This is a genomic window from Ruegeria sp. HKCCA5839, assembly GCF_013035585.1.
Classification (GTDB): Bacteria; Pseudomonadota; Alphaproteobacteria; order Rhodobacterales; family Rhodobacteraceae; genus Ruegeria.
In genome coordinates this window covers 38920-54561 of sequence record NZ_WQIE01000015.1, presented here as the reverse complement: position 1 = coordinate 54561, position 15642 = coordinate 38920, and the positions used below count along the sequence as shown (strand labels likewise).

Annotated in this window: 17 protein-coding genes and 1 tRNA gene; 6 read left to right on the top strand and 12 right to left on the bottom strand. The window is 55.1% G+C overall.

What is annotated here, in order from left to right; genetic code table 11:
* Nucleotides 1–479: 479 nt before the first annotated feature.
* Nucleotides 480–2285: a caspase family protein gene (locus tag GOV38_RS21650; RefSeq protein ID WP_171208760.1), complete on the bottom strand. Its 1806-nt coding sequence runs from the start codon at nucleotides 2283–2285 to the stop codon at nucleotides 480–482.
* Nucleotides 2286–2647: 362 nt separating this feature from the next.
* Between GOV38_RS21650 and GOV38_RS21645 the strand changes: the two genes are divergently transcribed.
* Nucleotides 2648–2983, top strand: a complete 336-nt coding sequence (locus GOV38_RS21645) for a hypothetical protein (RefSeq protein ID WP_171208761.1) — start codon at nucleotides 2648–2650, stop codon at nucleotides 2981–2983.
* A gap of 109 nt (nucleotides 2984–3092) precedes the next feature.
* On the opposite strand, the gene GOV38_RS21640 is transcribed toward GOV38_RS21645, so the two are convergent.
* The 11 genes from GOV38_RS21640 to GOV38_RS21590 all read right to left on the bottom strand — a co-directional run bounded on the left by GOV38_RS21640 (nucleotide 3093) and on the right by GOV38_RS21590 (nucleotide 11899).
* Complete coding sequence (locus tag GOV38_RS21640) at nucleotides 3093–3467, bottom strand: VOC family protein (RefSeq protein ID WP_171208762.1); 375 nt, start codon at nucleotides 3465–3467, stop codon at nucleotides 3093–3095.
* A 286-nt stretch (nucleotides 3468–3753) separates the two neighbouring features.
* Nucleotides 3754–4119, bottom strand: a complete 366-nt coding sequence (locus tag GOV38_RS21635; protein WP_171104010.1) for a cupin — start codon at nucleotides 4117–4119, stop codon at nucleotides 3754–3756.
* Between the two features lie 143 nt (nucleotides 4120–4262).
* Complete coding sequence (locus tag GOV38_RS21630; protein ID WP_171208763.1) at nucleotides 4263–4457, bottom strand: hypothetical protein; 195 nt, start codon at nucleotides 4455–4457, stop codon at nucleotides 4263–4265.
* Between the two features lie 473 nt (nucleotides 4458–4930).
* Nucleotides 4931–5557: a hypothetical protein gene (locus GOV38_RS21625; protein ID WP_171208764.1), complete on the bottom strand. Its 627-nt coding sequence runs from the start codon at nucleotides 5555–5557 to the stop codon at nucleotides 4931–4933.
* Between the two features lie 31 nt (nucleotides 5558–5588).
* Entirely contained in the window at nucleotides 5589–5771 is a 183-nt protein-coding gene (locus GOV38_RS21620; protein ID WP_171208765.1) for a MerR family transcriptional regulator, read from the bottom strand.
* 111 nt (nucleotides 5772–5882) lie between these two features.
* Nucleotides 5883–6863 (bottom strand): hypothetical protein, encoded by a 981-nt coding sequence (locus tag GOV38_RS21615; protein ID WP_171208766.1) that lies wholly within the window; start codon nucleotides 6861–6863, stop codon nucleotides 5883–5885.
* A gap of 22 nt (nucleotides 6864–6885) precedes the next feature.
* Entirely contained in the window at nucleotides 6886–8055 is a 1170-nt protein-coding gene (locus tag GOV38_RS21610) for a site-specific integrase (RefSeq protein ID WP_171208767.1), read from the bottom strand.
* 148 nt (nucleotides 8056–8203) lie between these two features.
* Nucleotides 8204–8280: transfer RNA gene (locus tag GOV38_RS21605), tRNA-Arg, on the bottom strand.
* Nucleotides 8281–8344: 64 nt separating this feature from the next.
* Nucleotides 8345–9727, bottom strand: coding sequence for a HAMP domain-containing sensor histidine kinase (locus tag GOV38_RS21600; protein WP_171208768.1), 1383 nt, complete (start codon nucleotides 9725–9727; stop codon nucleotides 8345–8347).
* Nucleotides 9728–9745: 18 nt separating this feature from the next.
* Nucleotides 9746–11164 carry an NAD(P)/FAD-dependent oxidoreductase gene (locus tag GOV38_RS21595; RefSeq protein WP_171208769.1) on the bottom strand — a complete coding sequence of 473 codons (1419 nt, stop codon included), beginning with the start codon at nucleotides 11162–11164 and terminating at the stop codon, nucleotides 9746–9748.
* A 3-nt stretch (nucleotides 11165–11167) separates the two neighbouring features.
* Nucleotides 11168–11899: a TVP38/TMEM64 family protein gene (locus GOV38_RS21590; protein ID WP_171208770.1), complete on the bottom strand. Its 732-nt coding sequence runs from the start codon at nucleotides 11897–11899 to the stop codon at nucleotides 11168–11170.
* Nucleotides 11900–12193: 294 nt separating this feature from the next.
* Here GOV38_RS21590 and rpmH point away from each other — a divergent pair, with 294 nt between their 5' ends.
* The 5 genes from rpmH to GOV38_RS21565 all read left to right on the top strand — a co-directional run bounded on the left by rpmH (nucleotide 12194) and on the right by GOV38_RS21565 (nucleotide 15552).
* Nucleotides 12194–12328, top strand: coding sequence for a 50S ribosomal protein L34 (rpmH, locus tag GOV38_RS21585; protein WP_005980833.1), 135 nt, complete (start codon nucleotides 12194–12196; stop codon nucleotides 12326–12328).
* A 25-nt stretch (nucleotides 12329–12353) separates the two neighbouring features.
* The gene (rnpA, locus tag GOV38_RS21580) at nucleotides 12354–12779 is read left to right on the top strand and encodes a ribonuclease P protein component (protein WP_171102916.1); all 426 of its coding nucleotides are present in this window, start codon (nucleotides 12354–12356) and stop codon (nucleotides 12777–12779) included.
* Nucleotides 12776–13003 (top strand): membrane protein insertion efficiency factor YidD, encoded by a 228-nt coding sequence (gene yidD, locus GOV38_RS21575; RefSeq protein WP_171208771.1) that lies wholly within the window; start codon nucleotides 12776–12778, stop codon nucleotides 13001–13003. Before rnpA ends, yidD begins: the two co-directional genes overlap by 4 nt.
* A gap of 44 nt (nucleotides 13004–13047) precedes the next feature.
* The gene (gene ttcA, locus GOV38_RS21570) at nucleotides 13048–13941 is read left to right on the top strand and encodes a tRNA 2-thiocytidine(32) synthetase TtcA (RefSeq protein ID WP_171208772.1); all 894 of its coding nucleotides are present in this window, start codon (nucleotides 13048–13050) and stop codon (nucleotides 13939–13941) included.
* 69 nt (nucleotides 13942–14010) lie between these two features.
* On the top strand, nucleotides 14011–15552 hold the full coding sequence (locus tag GOV38_RS21565; protein ID WP_171208773.1) for a bifunctional diguanylate cyclase/phosphodiesterase: 1542 nt from the start codon (nucleotides 14011–14013) through the stop codon (nucleotides 15550–15552).
* The last annotated feature ends 90 nt before the right edge of the window (nucleotides 15553–15642 follow it).

Genomic DNA, 15642 nt, shown 5'->3' with positions numbered 1-15642 from the left:
GACAAGTATTTGCCAGGAGCATGAAGTGACGTCGCCAATGTCCGAATAGTCCGCAGAGCGGACATACTTCGCGATTTTGCGGACGTCTGCCTCGAGCCCATTTTGTCCGATGCCGCGCGGCGCATGAATGTTCGGTACTACATATTTAATCGATGGTCAGGCGATAAATCCCAGCTCTTTGTCGGTGGCTGTCGCTACATATTTTTCCCTTGAGGGCATGGGTCTCGATTGCCAAGGCGGTTCGAAGGTGAAACTTGAAACTCTGCAACCGTCAGGTACGGCGCCGTTTCCAGCCCCGAGCGCGTAATAGGATTTCAAATCGGCTGAGTAGCCAAGCATTGCAAACACCATGGACGAATCTTTAAAACCGGCTCCCAACTTCGAGGCGAAGGCCACGGTCGAAGGAAGAACCAGTCTGTCGGGCACGTCCAGTTTGGCTACGTAAGACACCGCGGACATCACCGTCGATGTTGCCCGCTCTATTCGATTTCTATGATGAGGGATCTTATGCCGGTCTGAATGTCGTTCCATTGAGGTGATGGAGGTGTCCTCCCCGCGCGAGCACGATATGGTTCGTTGTTATAGAACGTTGCCCGGTGTTCACGATCAGCATAGTTGTCGAGGTTGTTCGGCATCCAGTTCGTATAATTCAATGGTTCACCCGTCACCCATCTCCACCCGCCTGCCGGTTCTCGGGAACCGGGGGGCTGGTACAAACCGATATGTGGGCCCACTGCCTCCGATAGCCGTGTCCCTACGTTGGTTTGCCTCCAGAATCGGTCATCCTCGGAGATCAGATTGAAGACGAAGCTGTTTTCCGCCGGCGAGGTCAGAGTCACTAAGTGGCCGCCCGCTGCTTCGGACAGGGCGAGCGCATCGTCCCAGCTTATGTTCTCCCAGATCAGGGCGGCGATATAGACCCGTCCATCGAAAAAACCGTAGACGAGGTCTTTGCCGCTCAGTACGCGGACAGCGGCGAGCAGGCGTTCATCGGTCTCGATAAGCGCAAGCTGTTGCAGGTCATATTTGCGCGCGTCTTTGGACGCATAAATGACCCGATCACTCTCTTCAGGGGCTGTCAAGGGGACCCCCAGGGCCTCGGCCGTGCCGCGCGTAACTACTCCGGTCGACGGAAGTTTGGCTGCCGCCTGAAAATCCGCGATCGCCCGCCGCGTCTGCTGGCCGATCACGCCATCCTCCGATCCGGCGTTGTAACCGCGCTCATTCAGCGCCGCCTGCACAATTCGCGCATCCTCGGTCGAGAGCCCCAGAGTGCGCTCGGCCGAGGCTGCTGCCTCGCGCGAGACCGTCACCCGGCCACTATCGGTAACCTCGCTTCCTGGTGCCTGGGCTAGCAACTGGGCCGTCAGTTCTTCGCGCGCCGCCAGCGCCAATTCGCTCAACGATCCTTTCGGGAAGCGCTTCAGGTAAATGTCCCAAGCCCTTTCGGTATTGATAGCCATCGCGGCCTCGAATATCGCCTCCTCCTGCGCCGACGCGATCACCGCGCCCTGACCGTCTTCGCCGAGGTTGAGATAGACCTCCAACGCCAGGTCGTTCGTGACCGTCGGCACTTGGTTGTTCTCAGTGTCGGCCTTGACGTCGCGGATCACACGCTTCATCAATGTCAGGATCTCCACGTTCTCAGTGGGAAGGTGCCGGGCCAAAGCTTCTGTAAATGGTGAGTTGCCCGAGGTGCCGTCATATGCCACTTGTCCGGGCGAAGCTGCGAACATCAGCATCGAGCCCTGGAAGCGGCCTGTCATCGGCGCCAGACCGCGCGTCGTGAGAGCCCGCGTCGGCGAGTAATTCTTTGTGTAAAAGTCGGTTGCGAGTGGGTTGTCGCGACAGGCGTCTATGAAGACGAGCGCAGCTCTGCTTTTTTCTTCAAGCATCTTGACGATCCGGTCTAACGGCAGCGCTTCGCTCTGCACGTCGAAGGCGCTTTGCAGAGCAGCGTCGGTGCCCAAAAGGTAGTTTCGCCCCTCGAACTGCATCCCGTGTCCAGCGTAGTAGAAGAGCGTTAGTTCGGCGCCTTCGGTCTCGTTGAGGAAAGCCGAGAATTCTGCGGCCAGCTCAGACCTTTTGAGGTCAGTCGCGAGTGTGACCTCAAAACCCAACCTGCCCAACGTCTCCGCAACGAGGCGAGCATCGCTCACCGGGTTCGCAAGTGGGAGCGCGTTGGCGTAGTCCGCGTTGCCGACGACAAATGCCGTCCGCTTCTCAGCAAGAGCGGGAAGTGCCCCAAATACCAGAACACAAACAAGAACAAATTTATGAAGCACCGCTACCTCACTTCTATCTGATTGTTGCCACCTGTCTCGGAGCGCTAACCAAGAAAGAACGATACCCCAAGCGTCGGATCTCTATCCGCTGAGAACTTATCATTTCCAAAAGAAGCATGGTTAACCAAACGGCCCCAGTTGACAGGGAGGACATACAAAATCTCGCGCGCTCGCAACTCAACACGAGCACTAACTCTTCTAATAAACCCAATTACATTGATTCTGTCATGTGGGTCAGCGAAGCGGGTCACACAACCAATCTGTCGGCATAGAATTCGTCAGATTTGACAGAGACTAGCTTCTAGCGGACCATGTTCTTGTGAGCGCATGCATTTCGCGCCGCATTTTTTGTTGGAGTTACTATGAGCGTTCTTTACGGTATTTTGTTTTCTCTTTTCACTGCAGCGGTGGTCATCGCGGGCGACCTGCTCATAAAGGTTGCTGCAGATGGCGCGCGGGCGATTACGTCACCACCTATGATTGCGGGCATCCTACTTTATGCCTTTTCAGCCATCCTTTGGTATTTTGCGATGCGCCATGTGTCTCTTGGGCAAGCGGCTGTGGCTTACTCGATGTTGTCGTTGATAGTTCTTTGCGGCCTGGGCTGGGCTTTCTTCGGCGAAACAATCGGATATCGCGAAGTTGCGGGCATAGGATGCGCCTGTCTTGCAATGCTCCTGATGATGCGGGTTGCGTGAAAACGCCTTCGAATTCGCACCAAAGTTTGAGACCGCCATAGAGGCCATGATGGAAATGCACCAAGCAATCGGGTCGGTGCATTTCGCAATCAAATGTGCCTAAGACGGGTTATCCCTCGGTTTCAAAGTCAACGTGGATATGATTGCCGTCAAAGTCGCTCAGATTGACCTGAACAAGCGCTATTCCCGGTACTGGATCAATTGTGTGGGCAATGCCAAGCTTTCTGAGTTTGCTAACAAATTCGTCCAGGCCCGTTGCTTTGAAAGCAAAGTGTTCCAGAGAAGGGTTCCCACCTGCAACAGGATCCTCACTCACCCCAACCAAATGCACGAACGCAGTGTCATTCAAATACAGCCAGGCGCCGGGGAAGTTGAAATCCGGTCGTTTCCCCGGATAGAGACCTAACACTTGTCCATACCAATCAACCATCTCTTCAAGGTTGGCTGTGCGTACATTTACGTGGTCGAAAGCTGTCAGTGTCATTATTAGTTCCTAGAAAGTCGCTCGAACAAAATATACATGAAACCCCTTTCAGGATTTAGCCAATACCAAACAACACAATTGGCAGTGGCATTTTCGCCAATGAATTGTGTGCCTTGGATTGGATGAAAAGCGCTGCGAAACAGCCAGGAATATCGGTTTCGTCAAACAAACACGAACAGCCTACACTCATTGGAACTAGATGACACCTAGGTTTCGGAGCACTATTCAGACGACCAATACTGCGAAGAATACGGACAGGCGTATAACATGATCAGGAGAACCGCCATTACTCGTATTGTACAATCAGAGACAGAAAGTCTTCGTCGCTTGTTACAACTGTGTGGTGACCCTTTCCGTGCTTGTCTTCCATATGCCAAACGTCGCCTGGACCAATATCCTTGAAGTCGCCATCGCTCGCGGTCACTCGTACCGCACCAGAAAGACAAATGAGCTTTTGAGCGACGGGTGTAGGATGAACTGGTTCATCCCAGCCTTTCTTGAGCCTCAAAAACATGGTTTGCGTAACCGCCTCGGGCTTTGAAATTTCGATTGCTTTCGCAGGAGGCGCGAATGTTTGCTCTTCAAGTTCAACTTCAATTTCTTCCCAATGGCTTTCGCCTTGGGCGTCTGAGTACAACTTTTTGAATTTCACTTTTTTGCCCTTCTTATTTGAACAGCCCAAGTCAACATAAGACATTGTGACGAAAAGCAGCAAAACTCAAATTGGGCTCGGAAGCAGACATCGAAACAGTCTAATCGAATAACTGCTTTGTGACATGGCCAGTCGGTTCCCTATCAATAGATTAACTTCTTTAGTTCCTTGTCGGCGCGGATATCGGCTTCGGCCTGTTCAGTGTTTTTTTGGGGTTCCTGCTGTGAACGTTCCAATGTGGCGGCAATCTGAATCTTCACCCTTTCGAAAGATGTCAAAGCGACCCGCTTGAAGTTTCCAGCGCCTAAGAAAGTGCCATTTTTGTAGAATTGAGACATGCTTGCCTTCCTTTTAATCTGAGCAATAGGTTTTCTTTATTCGCGTCTGGGATGTTGGGGGTGTCTCAAATGAGACTGCCTTAAATTGCCTCGCTCACTCTGCCCCGCTTCGGCGGGGCCTTTTCTACGTGGTTCCTTGGTGAAGCGGTTTGCTTCTCCTTGGCATGCCCTTAAGGGATTGATGTCATTCGGGTGCGTGGGCTACCCAATGCTGCCCGTTAGTTGCTTGAGGGCGCGAGCCATGCGAGTTTGCTCATTCACAGCCCTGCGACTATCTTCGGCCTCCCGGCTTCGCATCCCGTGCTTATAGGCAGGGTTAGCGTTCCCTGACCCATGCCCCCCGCCTGCGCCGTGCATTCGACACACCATCCAGCCACGTACAGCAGGGTTATTGCACGGAAGACCGGTGCGCTTGGACTTCGCCGTACATCGGGGGGCCCCATGCGCCCTTTGCATAGGGTTGGTGTCAACTTTCATTTCTTACCTCCCCCTGTTTCAACGTTGCCGACGATTGCCTGACCGCCTTCTTTGACCTCGACGCGTTCGACACGGACGGTTTGATCTGCCTTGGATCTATATCGTTTCAAGGTTTCAACCTGGCTCGTGAAGGTCCGAGCAAGTTTATTGAGCGCTCGTTCCGCCGAATCTTGCTGTTGCAAGGTTTCGACGTGATTGAGCCTGCGTGCCATCATCATCGTCGCCTGATGGATCGCGCCCATTTGTATTGCCAGCATAGCTTCGATCTCGTCCTGTGGCTTAACCCCAGCTACAACGGACATCACAAAGTTGGATGCGGTTTCAGAGACAGAGCTTCCTTGCTTTCCAAGGACTGCAACTTGATCCATAATGCCTTCGAAGAACCGATAATCGACAGTTCCCAATTCGTGCATCGCCAAAGCGCAGGCCGACGTAGGGTTCTTTTCCTTGTGACCAACAGTCAGGCTTCTCGTTTCTTCATCGAAGTCTAACTCGATGTCCGGAGCTCGGACGTGCGATCTCTTTCGTTCCTTCAAATCTGCAATCGCGTTGGTCTCCAACTCTGTGAGCTCGGAGCCCTTTGTCTCCAGATCTTTGCCAGTGTCTTTCTCTGTCTTGATCATGTCCGCCTCGCGTAACAGGGAGTGGTTAGTATTAGTGTTCCGTTTCAGAACCGACGGACCGGCGAGAAACCGGCCTGATCCGCCGACCAATGCGGATGAAGGCCGGACCGCACATGCGGTGACGCCATTGAGCCAGCTTCTCGCGGTTTCCTAGCAATTGCATTTCAGGGTCTTCTGGAAAATAGACCCGGTCGTCATTGAAGACGTTTGCCATCGTTGAAATCCTCTTGGATCAGTTGCGATGGCTCCCAATTATGGGCAGCTTTCCCGAAGTGTCACCAGACGTTTTCTTGCGCTTAAGCGGCTTCCCGAAGTGAGAAAATGCTTAAGCGTTTTTCCTGAACACCGCTTCATACCTTGATTTGAAAGGCTCTTCTGAACGCAACGCCGTTCCATAGTTCGCATGAGTTTTTCGCGATTTTGGGAAGTCCAGTTGATTCTCAACTGACTTTTCCAAGGCTTGCTCGATTATTCGTTCTTCGCTGATCAAACCAACCGCGCCAGATAGTTGCTCGATTTCTTGCATCAGCAGTTCCAAGTTCTGAAGTCTGCGATCTCGGGATGCACGTGCCCCGGCTTCACCAGCCTTTTTTCGGGTGTTTGCCGCCAGAAATGCTGCAGCTTCAGTGCCTCCTGAGATAGCCTCAATTTCCTTGGTTACATAGCCCGCTGTAAAGTCGTCGTTTGTCACGAACTGCGACAAGAATAGTTTCGCTGATAGACTAGCCAGAGACGAGTCAGGGAAGTGATTTAGACAAAACTCAAACTGTGCAACTGCTGACCAATTTTCACCGAAGGTATTTCTCATCCAAGCAACATGATCGTCGCCCAACCAATCGAGGACACTTGGTAGAGTACTGTAGTCCTTTTTTGATATGACCCCCGCTTCGGCTAGCGCTTCGTAACAAACAAAATGAACTGCGTCGTGATCGAAAGATCCAAACATATATGACAGCATAGCGGCGGGGTCTAAGCCTCCAGTTCCAACTATTTCTTTAATTCTCTTAGGAAAGCCAAAGTGGTCTCCGTAGGTCATCCCAACCGGCATAGAAGCTACAGCAGCCTCCGCTGCTTCCTCTGTTGCGAAATAGCTTAAACCCACGACCTCTTTGTCTAGTCCTGTCCTAGACGTTATCCAAACTTTCCAAACGGTGTCTCCGTCCCTTGTTTCGCTGAAATCATCGGTAAAGGTGTTTCGAAGAGAGACTAGAGACGGCCCTGGGACCGCACCCACCACGACGGGGGATGCCTTGTGGCGTATAACCTCTGTAAACCGATTAGGTTTTGTCCATTTGTTATGCGTCATCAAATCATATCCATCTAAATTGCTAACTCGAAACAGACTTGCACCACCGCTCGATCAAATCGCGGCGGCGTTCCAACAAATCCGACCGCGCATAGGCGCGCTCCACGTCAGACCCAACCTGATGGGCCAAGGCCGCCTCTGCCAGCTCGCGCGGTGCCCTTGCAGCCTCCGCCGCCCAATCCCGAAACGAACTGCGAAAGCCATGCACGGTGACGCCATCCTGCCGCATCCGGCGCAGCAACATTAGCATGGACATGTTTGACAGGGGCTGATGCCGCTTTTGCCCCTCGAACACATAGTCAGAGGCCAGCGCACGCAGCGGTTCCAGAATGGCCAGCATTTCGTCGGTGAGAGGCACGCGATGGACCTGCCCGCCTTTCATGCGCTCCGCAGGTATGGTCCACAGGCGCGCATCGACATCGACCTCTGGCCATTTCATCTCCAACACTTCCGAGGTTCGGCAGGCGGTCAAAATGGTGAACTGCAGCGCCTTGGCGGCCATGGCCGAGCGGGTCTGCAAATCGGCATAAAACGCAGGCAACTCTTGCCACGGCATCGCGTCATGGTGCTGAACCTTCGCTTTGACGGTGGGCAGCACCTTGCCTTCGCGGATCGCGGTCACCGGGTTCTCGCCCGAACGAAAACCCTTGGATTTTGCCACATCGAGCACCGTCTTGATCCGCTGAGACAGTCGCTTTGCGGTCTCGTGTTTCTCGGTCCAGATTGGCGACAGGCACATCAGCACTTCGGGCTGATCAATGCTGTCTACGGGCATACGGCCGATCTTGGGGAACGCATAGTCGCGCAAGGTGTTGAGCCACTGCTGTCCATGCTTGGCATTCTTCCATGTGGGCAGGCGTTCAATGTGGACCTGTCGACTAAGTTCTTCGAACGTCGGTATTTCTCGATGTGCGTTGAAACGCGGGTTCAACCCGGCTTTCGCCATTCGCCGGTATTCGAGGGCTCTTTCCCGCGCCTGGTTCAATGTGACCACATCCGCGCCACCCAAACCGAAATCCGTGCGCAGCGGTGCGCCCTTGCGGTTCTTCTGTCCCTTGACTGTTACGCGCACGATCCAGCGCCGTGCACCTGATGGATCAACAACAAGGTACAAGCCAGAACCGTCGCCATGCCGACCTGGGCCGAGATTCTCTACCAGTTTCTTTGTCAGCTTCCCGCTGAGCGCAGCCATGAAAATACCACAAAATATACCACTCAATGAAAGTATACTGGTGTGATCGGGTAAAATCCAACGAAACCCGCCAACGCGGCTACGGCCATAAAACACTGAGGTTTAAGCAAGCTAGTGTGTCGAACCAAAATTTTGGAAAATCACCAAGTGGCGGACCGAGGAGGATTCGAACCCCCGACCCCTTGATTCGTAGTCAAGTACTCTATCCAGCTGAGCTATCGGTCCGCGTTGGTGAGGCGCTATGTAGACCCGGGATTTGATACGTGCAAGTCGATTCTTCAAAAATTGCTCAAAAAGTCCCGTCGCTCTTTGGAAGCTTGATTTCGAAGGTGGTTCCCTCAGACCCCGTCTGTTTCAGGAACAGCTCTCCACCGTGACCGCGCACCAGTTCCTGCGAGATCGCAAGACCAAGACCTGAGCCGCCCTTGCGCACGCTGCCCTGGAATGCCGTAAACAGATTTTCCTGTGCTTTGGGTGGCAGCCCCGGACCTGTATCGCTGATTTCGATGCACCAGCAATTATCAGTCTCAACGGCGCTGATGGTAACTGTGCCTGGCTTGTTCGAAGCAACCAACGCCTGACGGGCATTGCGGACCAGGTTCAAGATCACGCGGTAGAGCTGTTCGGGATCAGCACGGACCACCAGATCACCCGGCACTTGGCTCTCGATCTCAACCTCGGTACCGTCGATGGCCATTTGTTCACTGGCAACCACATCTCCGGTGATAGTTTGCAACTCGATCATGGTCAGGGTTGGTGCCGGTTCTTCGGCACGACCAAAGGCGAGTGTGCTTTCGCACAAGGACACGGCGCGGGTGATCGAGTTGACCAACTTGGGCGCCAGGCGCGCCACCAGCGGATCGTCGCTGGACTCTATTCGGTCTGTAAAGAGCTGCGCGGAGGTCAGGATATTGCGCAGATCGTGGCTGACCTTGGCCACTGCCCCGCCCAGTTGAGCCAGGCGCTCGCGCTGTTTCAGGGCCTGTGTCAGATCCGTTTGCAAGGTCTTCAGCGCCTCTTCGGCTTCGCGCAGTTCAGACACTTTCGAGTTGGGAGAAATGATGCCTCGGGCATCTTCGGGCGCGCTGGCATAGCGCTGCATATACCCGACCACCCCTTTGATGGGTCGTACAAGAAGGATACGAACTGCGAGAAATAACAATGAGGCGGTGATAATCGAGATGACAAAGGACAGCCCCAAAATGCGCAACCCGTAATCTGTCATCGCCATCCGCAGCGGATCGGTTTCCATCGTCACTTCGATCAGCAGGCCGGCATCTTTCACCGGTGCACCGATGACGCGAATGACTTCGTTGCCCGGGGTGAATAGTCGGCTTGTCGCGTCGCGGATCAATACCCAAGGGCTGGCATCGCGTAGGTCATAGGTGTCGGCAACCTGATCCGGGATTGGCGACGACAACATCAGTTGCCGCACCTCGTCCCGGCGGAGCACGACGTTGAAGACGCCCGCGTTCGCCAGCAGTTCCGCTTCGAGGTCATCGGCCAGCATGTCATCGGCCAGCAGCGCTAGCGAGGCGATTTGGGCCCGTTCCAGCCGGTTAAGCAGAAAGTCTTCGCGGAATCGCGCAATTGAAGGCACGAAGATCATGATCTCGGCCAACATGACGAAGACCGTAGTCAGTATCAGGAACCGGCCGGACAGCGAGTTCATTTGCGCTCCTTCATTGGGTCACGGTATCCAGCGTTGGACGAACCTAACCACGCGTTTTACCGTCTCATTTTCGAACAGCCTCGGCGAGAAATAGGCACCCGCTACGCGTTTGTTAAGCTCGCCTATCGTCGGATAAGGCGAAACCATCGCCGCAACCTGCCCCATTTTCAGGCGGTTCGCCAAGGCCAAAGACCACAGATTGATCAATTCACCAGCCTGATGCCCAACGATTGTCGCGCCAACCGGACGACCTTTGACAACCATGACCTTGATGAACCCGGTAGTCTTTCGCTCGGCGATGGCCCGATCGTTGTGGTGATAGTCAAACCGGGCAATCTCGACCGCATCCCCATGCGTTTCGCGCGCCTGAGCTTCGGTCAGTCCGACTTGCGCCAGTTCAGGGGCCGTATAGGTGGCCCAAGGAATATGTGCGGTTTTCGCCTTGGACGGCATACCGAACAGAGCGGATCGGATTATGATCCCCGCATGATACCCTGCGACGTGCGTGAATTGCAGGCCTCCGGCCACGTCACCAATCGCATAGACCTTGCGATTGGTCGTGCGGAGCGCATCGTCTACCTTGATTCCGGTACGTGTGGTTTCGATTCCAGCGGCTTCGAGTTTCAAGCGGTCGGTATTCGACTTGCGACCAACCGCCAGCAACAAATGCGAACCCGCATAGATCTGGCCGTTCTCAGTAACAACTTCCACCGCCCCAGCTTGGCCACGGATCTGCGCCACCATCTGGTTTTCTTCAATAGCCACGCCTTCGCTGCGCAACGCGTCCAGCACTATGGCGGCAGCCTCAGGGTCATCCTTGCCCAGCGCCTTTTGGCCCTCGATGACTGTCACTTTGCAGCCAAGGCGAATGTGGGCCTGCGCCATCTCCATACCGATGGGGCCGCCGCCGATGATCAACAGATGCTCGGGCTTTTCGCGCAGCTCAAATATGTCCTCGTTGGTATAGAACCGCACCTGGTCCAAGCCGGGCATGGGCGGCACCAGAGGAGAAGATCCGGTGGAAATCACAATGCGGCGCGCGGTGATACGTGTATCACCGGCCTCGACCTGTGTCGGGGAGACAAAGCTGCCATATTCGCGGATCACCTTAACGCCGAACCCTTCGAACCGTTCCTGGCTGTCCATAGGCTCGATCTGAGAAATCACGTCATGCACATGGTCCTTCGCCGCGGCATAGTCGATCTGAGGCGTCACACTGGCGATTCCCAAAGGAGCCGAATGTGCCTGCCCATAGGCTGCTTTGGCGCTGGCGATCAGAGCTTTAGACGGGACACAGCCAAAGTTAAGGCAATCGCCACCCATCTTGTGACCTTCAAGCAGGACGACATCCGCGCCCATCTGGCTGGCACCGGCAGCAACAGACAGCCCTCCTGACCCGGCTCCGATCACCAGGATATCTGTTTTCAAATCTTTCATGGATCAGACGTCCTTTTGTCGGCGCAGATATTTGATGGCGATCGGCAAAGCAGCCAATACACACAAACCGATAATCGGACCAATCACAAACGGTTCCCAGAGAAGCGACAAATCAGGCGTATCTCCGCGGTCGAAGACACCGCCAAGCCCTACGCCGATCCAAGTATAGACGATTCCACCGGGGATGATGCCCAGCGCAGTGGTGATCAGGAAATTGCGGAACTTCACTCCGACAAGGGCCGGGACCAGATTGGCGACAAAGAACGGTACGACCGGGACGAGACGCAGCAGGAACAGAACCGAGACTTCGTTCTCGCGCAGACCGTCTTTCAGCTTGCCGACGGTCCCTTCTGATGTCTCCAGCTTGGCGGTCAACGTCTCTCCCAGCCCCCAACGCGCCGCCAAGAATATCGCAGAGGCACCGATAGTGGCCGCCACAACGTTGAACACTGTGCCGAACATCAGGCCGAACAGGAACCCCCCCGTCATCGATGCAACGGCTGCCCCGGGCAGAGAAAAGGCGACGATCACGATGTAGATGCCCACAAAGGCTGCAGCCATGGCCCAGTAATTCGCGTCGCGCCACGCCAACAGCGCCTCGCGATTGTCGCGCAGGGTCTCAAACGACAGGTAATCACCTAGGGTAAAGAACCCCGCCAAGGCGACCGCCAGGATCACCAATAATGGAATATGACGTCCAATCCCGCTGCGGGTTGGCTGAGTAGTTTCGCTCATCTAACAGTCCACAATGTCTGCTTCATCTTGCACCCAAGATGAGTTACATCATGCCGGTACAACAGGTCCCTCACGTTGCCTTGATGATTATCGCACAGAATGTGAGGGTTTCGGGTCTCAAAGCGGGATTTTGAAATCTTTTTTCTGTTTCGGTTACAGAATTGTTGCAAAACGGGCGAATTCGGCGGCCATAGGGTTTGACTTACCCTGCGCTTGTCAGTAGAGGACGGGCTTCGAACACCACGGGCAGGCGAATCCGCGCCGCACCCGACCGCATAGATTGGAGACGGAGCGATGAAACGCACCTATCAGCCTTCGAACCTGGTTCGCAAACGCCGCCACGGTTTCCGCGCGCGCATGGCCACCAAGGCCGGCCGCAAGATCCTGAACGCGCGCCGCGCTCGCGGCCGCAAGTCGCTGAGCGCGTAAACCGCTCACTTCACAGGTTATGAACATGACGCCGCCGGAGGCCCCTGAGGATGGTACGAACCAGCCCGGGGATACGCCCCCGGCGGCGTCCGTTTGCGCGGCTGAATCATTGACCGTTCTGAAAAATCGCTCTGATTTTCTGAAAGCTGCGCGGGCAAAACGACAAGGCACCTCTTCGATGATGGTGCAGGCGCGCAAACGCGCGTCAGACGAAGCCGAAGGCATTCGCGTAGGTTTCACCTGTTCCAAGAAGGTCGGCAATGCCGTTGCCCGTAACCGCGCCAAACGTCGTCTGCGCGAGGCGGCTCGGGCCGTGTTGCCTGTCCACGGCAAAGACGGCTGGGATTATGTTTTGATCGGTCGTGCTCAGGTCACCGCCGCGCGCCCATTCGAGGCTTTGCAGGACGACCTGCGCTACGCCTTACGCAAGCTGCATGGGGGCGGCCAGTGACGCTGTTTGCACGCCTTCTGGCTCTGCCCATTCATGCCTATCGCCTGATCTTCAGCCCCTGGGTAGGCTTCAATTGCCGCTATCAGCCCACGTGCTCTGCCTACGCGTTGGAGGCGTTGGAAAAGAATGGTGCCATCAAGGGCGCATGGCTGGCTGCGCGCCGCATCGGTCGTTGCCACCCTTGGGGTGGGGACGGGTATGATCCTGTTCCCAAAGACGACTAACCCCTGCCCTTGCCCGGTGCGTCCATCTGCGATAGGCCCAGCCCATGTTTGACAATGCTGACGATATCCATCCGCTCTTCGCGGGCGCGCCCTCGACCACCGAGTTCAAGAAACTGCGCAAACGCATTGTGCGCCAGACGCGCGAGGCGATCGAGCAGTATGGGATGATAAAACCGTCCGCGCATGACAAAGACGCCAAACCGCCGAAATGGCTGGTTTGTCTATCGGGTGGGAAAGACAGCTACACCCTGTTGGCGGTGCTCTACGAGTTGAAATGGCGCGGTTTGCTGCCGGTGGACCTGTTGGCCTGCAATCTGGATCAGGGACAGCCCGGCTTTCCGGCGACGGTTCTGCCTGACTTCCTTCAACGCATGCAGGTGCCACACCGGATCGAGTATCAAGACACGTATTCCGTGGTTGTCGACAAAGTCCCGCAAGGCCGAACCTATTGCGCGCTGTGTTCGCGCCTGCGTCGCGGCAACCTGTACAGGATTGCCCGCGAAGAAGGATGTACCGCCGTTGTCCTGGGGCATCATCGCGATGACATCCTCGAGACCTTTTTCATGAACCTGTTTCACGGAGGTCGGCTGGCCACGATGCCGCCCAAACTGGTGAATGAGGAAGGCGATCTGTTTGTTTTCCGCCCACTCGCGCATGTGGCCGAGGCTGATTGTGAAAAATTTGCCAAAGCGATGAATTACCCGATCATCCCATGCGACCTGTGTGGCAGCCAGGACGGGTTGCAGCGCCAACAAGTCAAACAGATTCTCGATCAGTGGGAAAAGAACAGCCCCGGTCGTCGTCAAGTTATGTTCCGAGCGTTAACAAATGCCCGGCCCTCACATCTGTTAGACCCAAAACTGTTCGATTTCGAAAGCCTTTCGTTAAAGTCCGAAGAAAACGACGAAAATTCAGAAGAAATTCCGCGCCTGCGTTAACGACTGACTCAGATTGGCTTTCTAACTTCGGTTTGTGCGATCCCGCAAAAGACGAAGGCCGAGAGAAGAATGCCGAAACGAGTTCCTGTTGAACGTCTAGTTGAAACGCTGCGCGCTGTTATGACAGGGCCACCTGCGCTGGCCTTTGTTCCGGCGATCTGCCTGGCAGCTTTCTGGCTTGGCGGTGAAATGGCGCTGCTGCTGGTCGCATTGGGTGCTCCATGCGTTTTTGTTGCGTTTGGGTCTTTGAAAGAACACTCCATCACCACGACCGCAAAAGGTGCAAAACCCAGTGGTGCAGTGACGAATGATGTCTTCTTTCAAGAGTTGCAGGCGCTTCACGAAGCAACGCGCAAGACCGGGCATTCGGCGGCGTGCATCGCTGTGGCGCTGGACGGTTACGAGGACATTTTGGATCTACACGGCCAGACAGCAGCAGATTTTGTCTCGCTACAGTTTGGCGACCGCATCCACTCGGTCATTCGCAATCAGGATTTTGTCACGCAGGTCCAGCAGAACAAGTTTCTTATCGGGCTGCAGCCTTCGCCACATCTGGATCTTGAGGCCTGTATCCAGATGTCCGGGCGCATCCAAAGCACAATCGAAGAGCCGGTATTGATCAACGGGGCAAGCGTTTATTTGTCGTGTTCCATCGGGTTTTGTCTCGACACCACTCTGTTCGACGGCGAAGCAGAGGCATGGGTTGAGGCTGCCAATGCTGCGTTGAGCGAGGCGCAGCGCAACGGGCCTTCGACCATTAGAGCCTATTCTGCGGATACGCGTCGACGCTCTCTGGTGCGGGCCAATCTGCGCAAGGAATTCGAAGCTGCGCTTGACAACGGACAGATCCGCCCGTGGTTTCAGCCTCAGGTTTCCACAGAAACCGGAGATATTTCAGGATTCGAAGCGCTGGCCCGGTGGGAACACCCAGAAAAGGGCATTATGGGTCCGCAAGTATTTCTGCCCTTTGCCGAGCAAGCTGCACTGATGGAGCGGCTGGGGCAGGTCATGCGCCACCATGCCTTTGCAGCCATGCAAACCTGGGCGCAGGCCGGTTTTGTTGTACCCCGCGTCGCTGTAAACTTCTCGTCCGATGAATTGCGTGACCCTGGTCTGGTTGATCGGCTGAAATGGGAACTGGACCAATTCGACCTGACACCCGACAGGCTGGTGGTCGAAGTGCTGGAAACCGTGTTCTCGCGGCGGCCCGATGACGTCATTACACGCAATGTAACCAGTATGGCCAACTTGGGGTGCTGTATCGATCTTGGTGACTTTGGCACCGGTCATGCGTCCATCGCATCCATCAAACGCTTTGATGTGTCCCGTATCAAAATTGACCGATCTTTTGTCGCCAAGGTTGACCAGGACCCCGGCCAGCAACAATTGGTCAGTGCCATCCTGACCATGGCAGAGCGTCTGAACCTTGAAACACTGGCCGAAGGTGTCGAAACCCCGGGCGAACATGCTCTGATGGCGCAATTGGGCAGTGATCATGTCCAGGGCTTTGGCATCGGCAAACCGATGCCGATCGAAAAGACCCTGGATTGGATCAAAAACCATCGGGCGCGCATGAAAGACGCGCCAAAAATCGGACGGAAAACCGGCTGAGCCGGAAAATCCGTCTGACAGATCCAACCTTCCATGCAAATATGGGCCGATTCCACTTGACCTTTGGGGCTGCACTCTGTTGAACCCTCC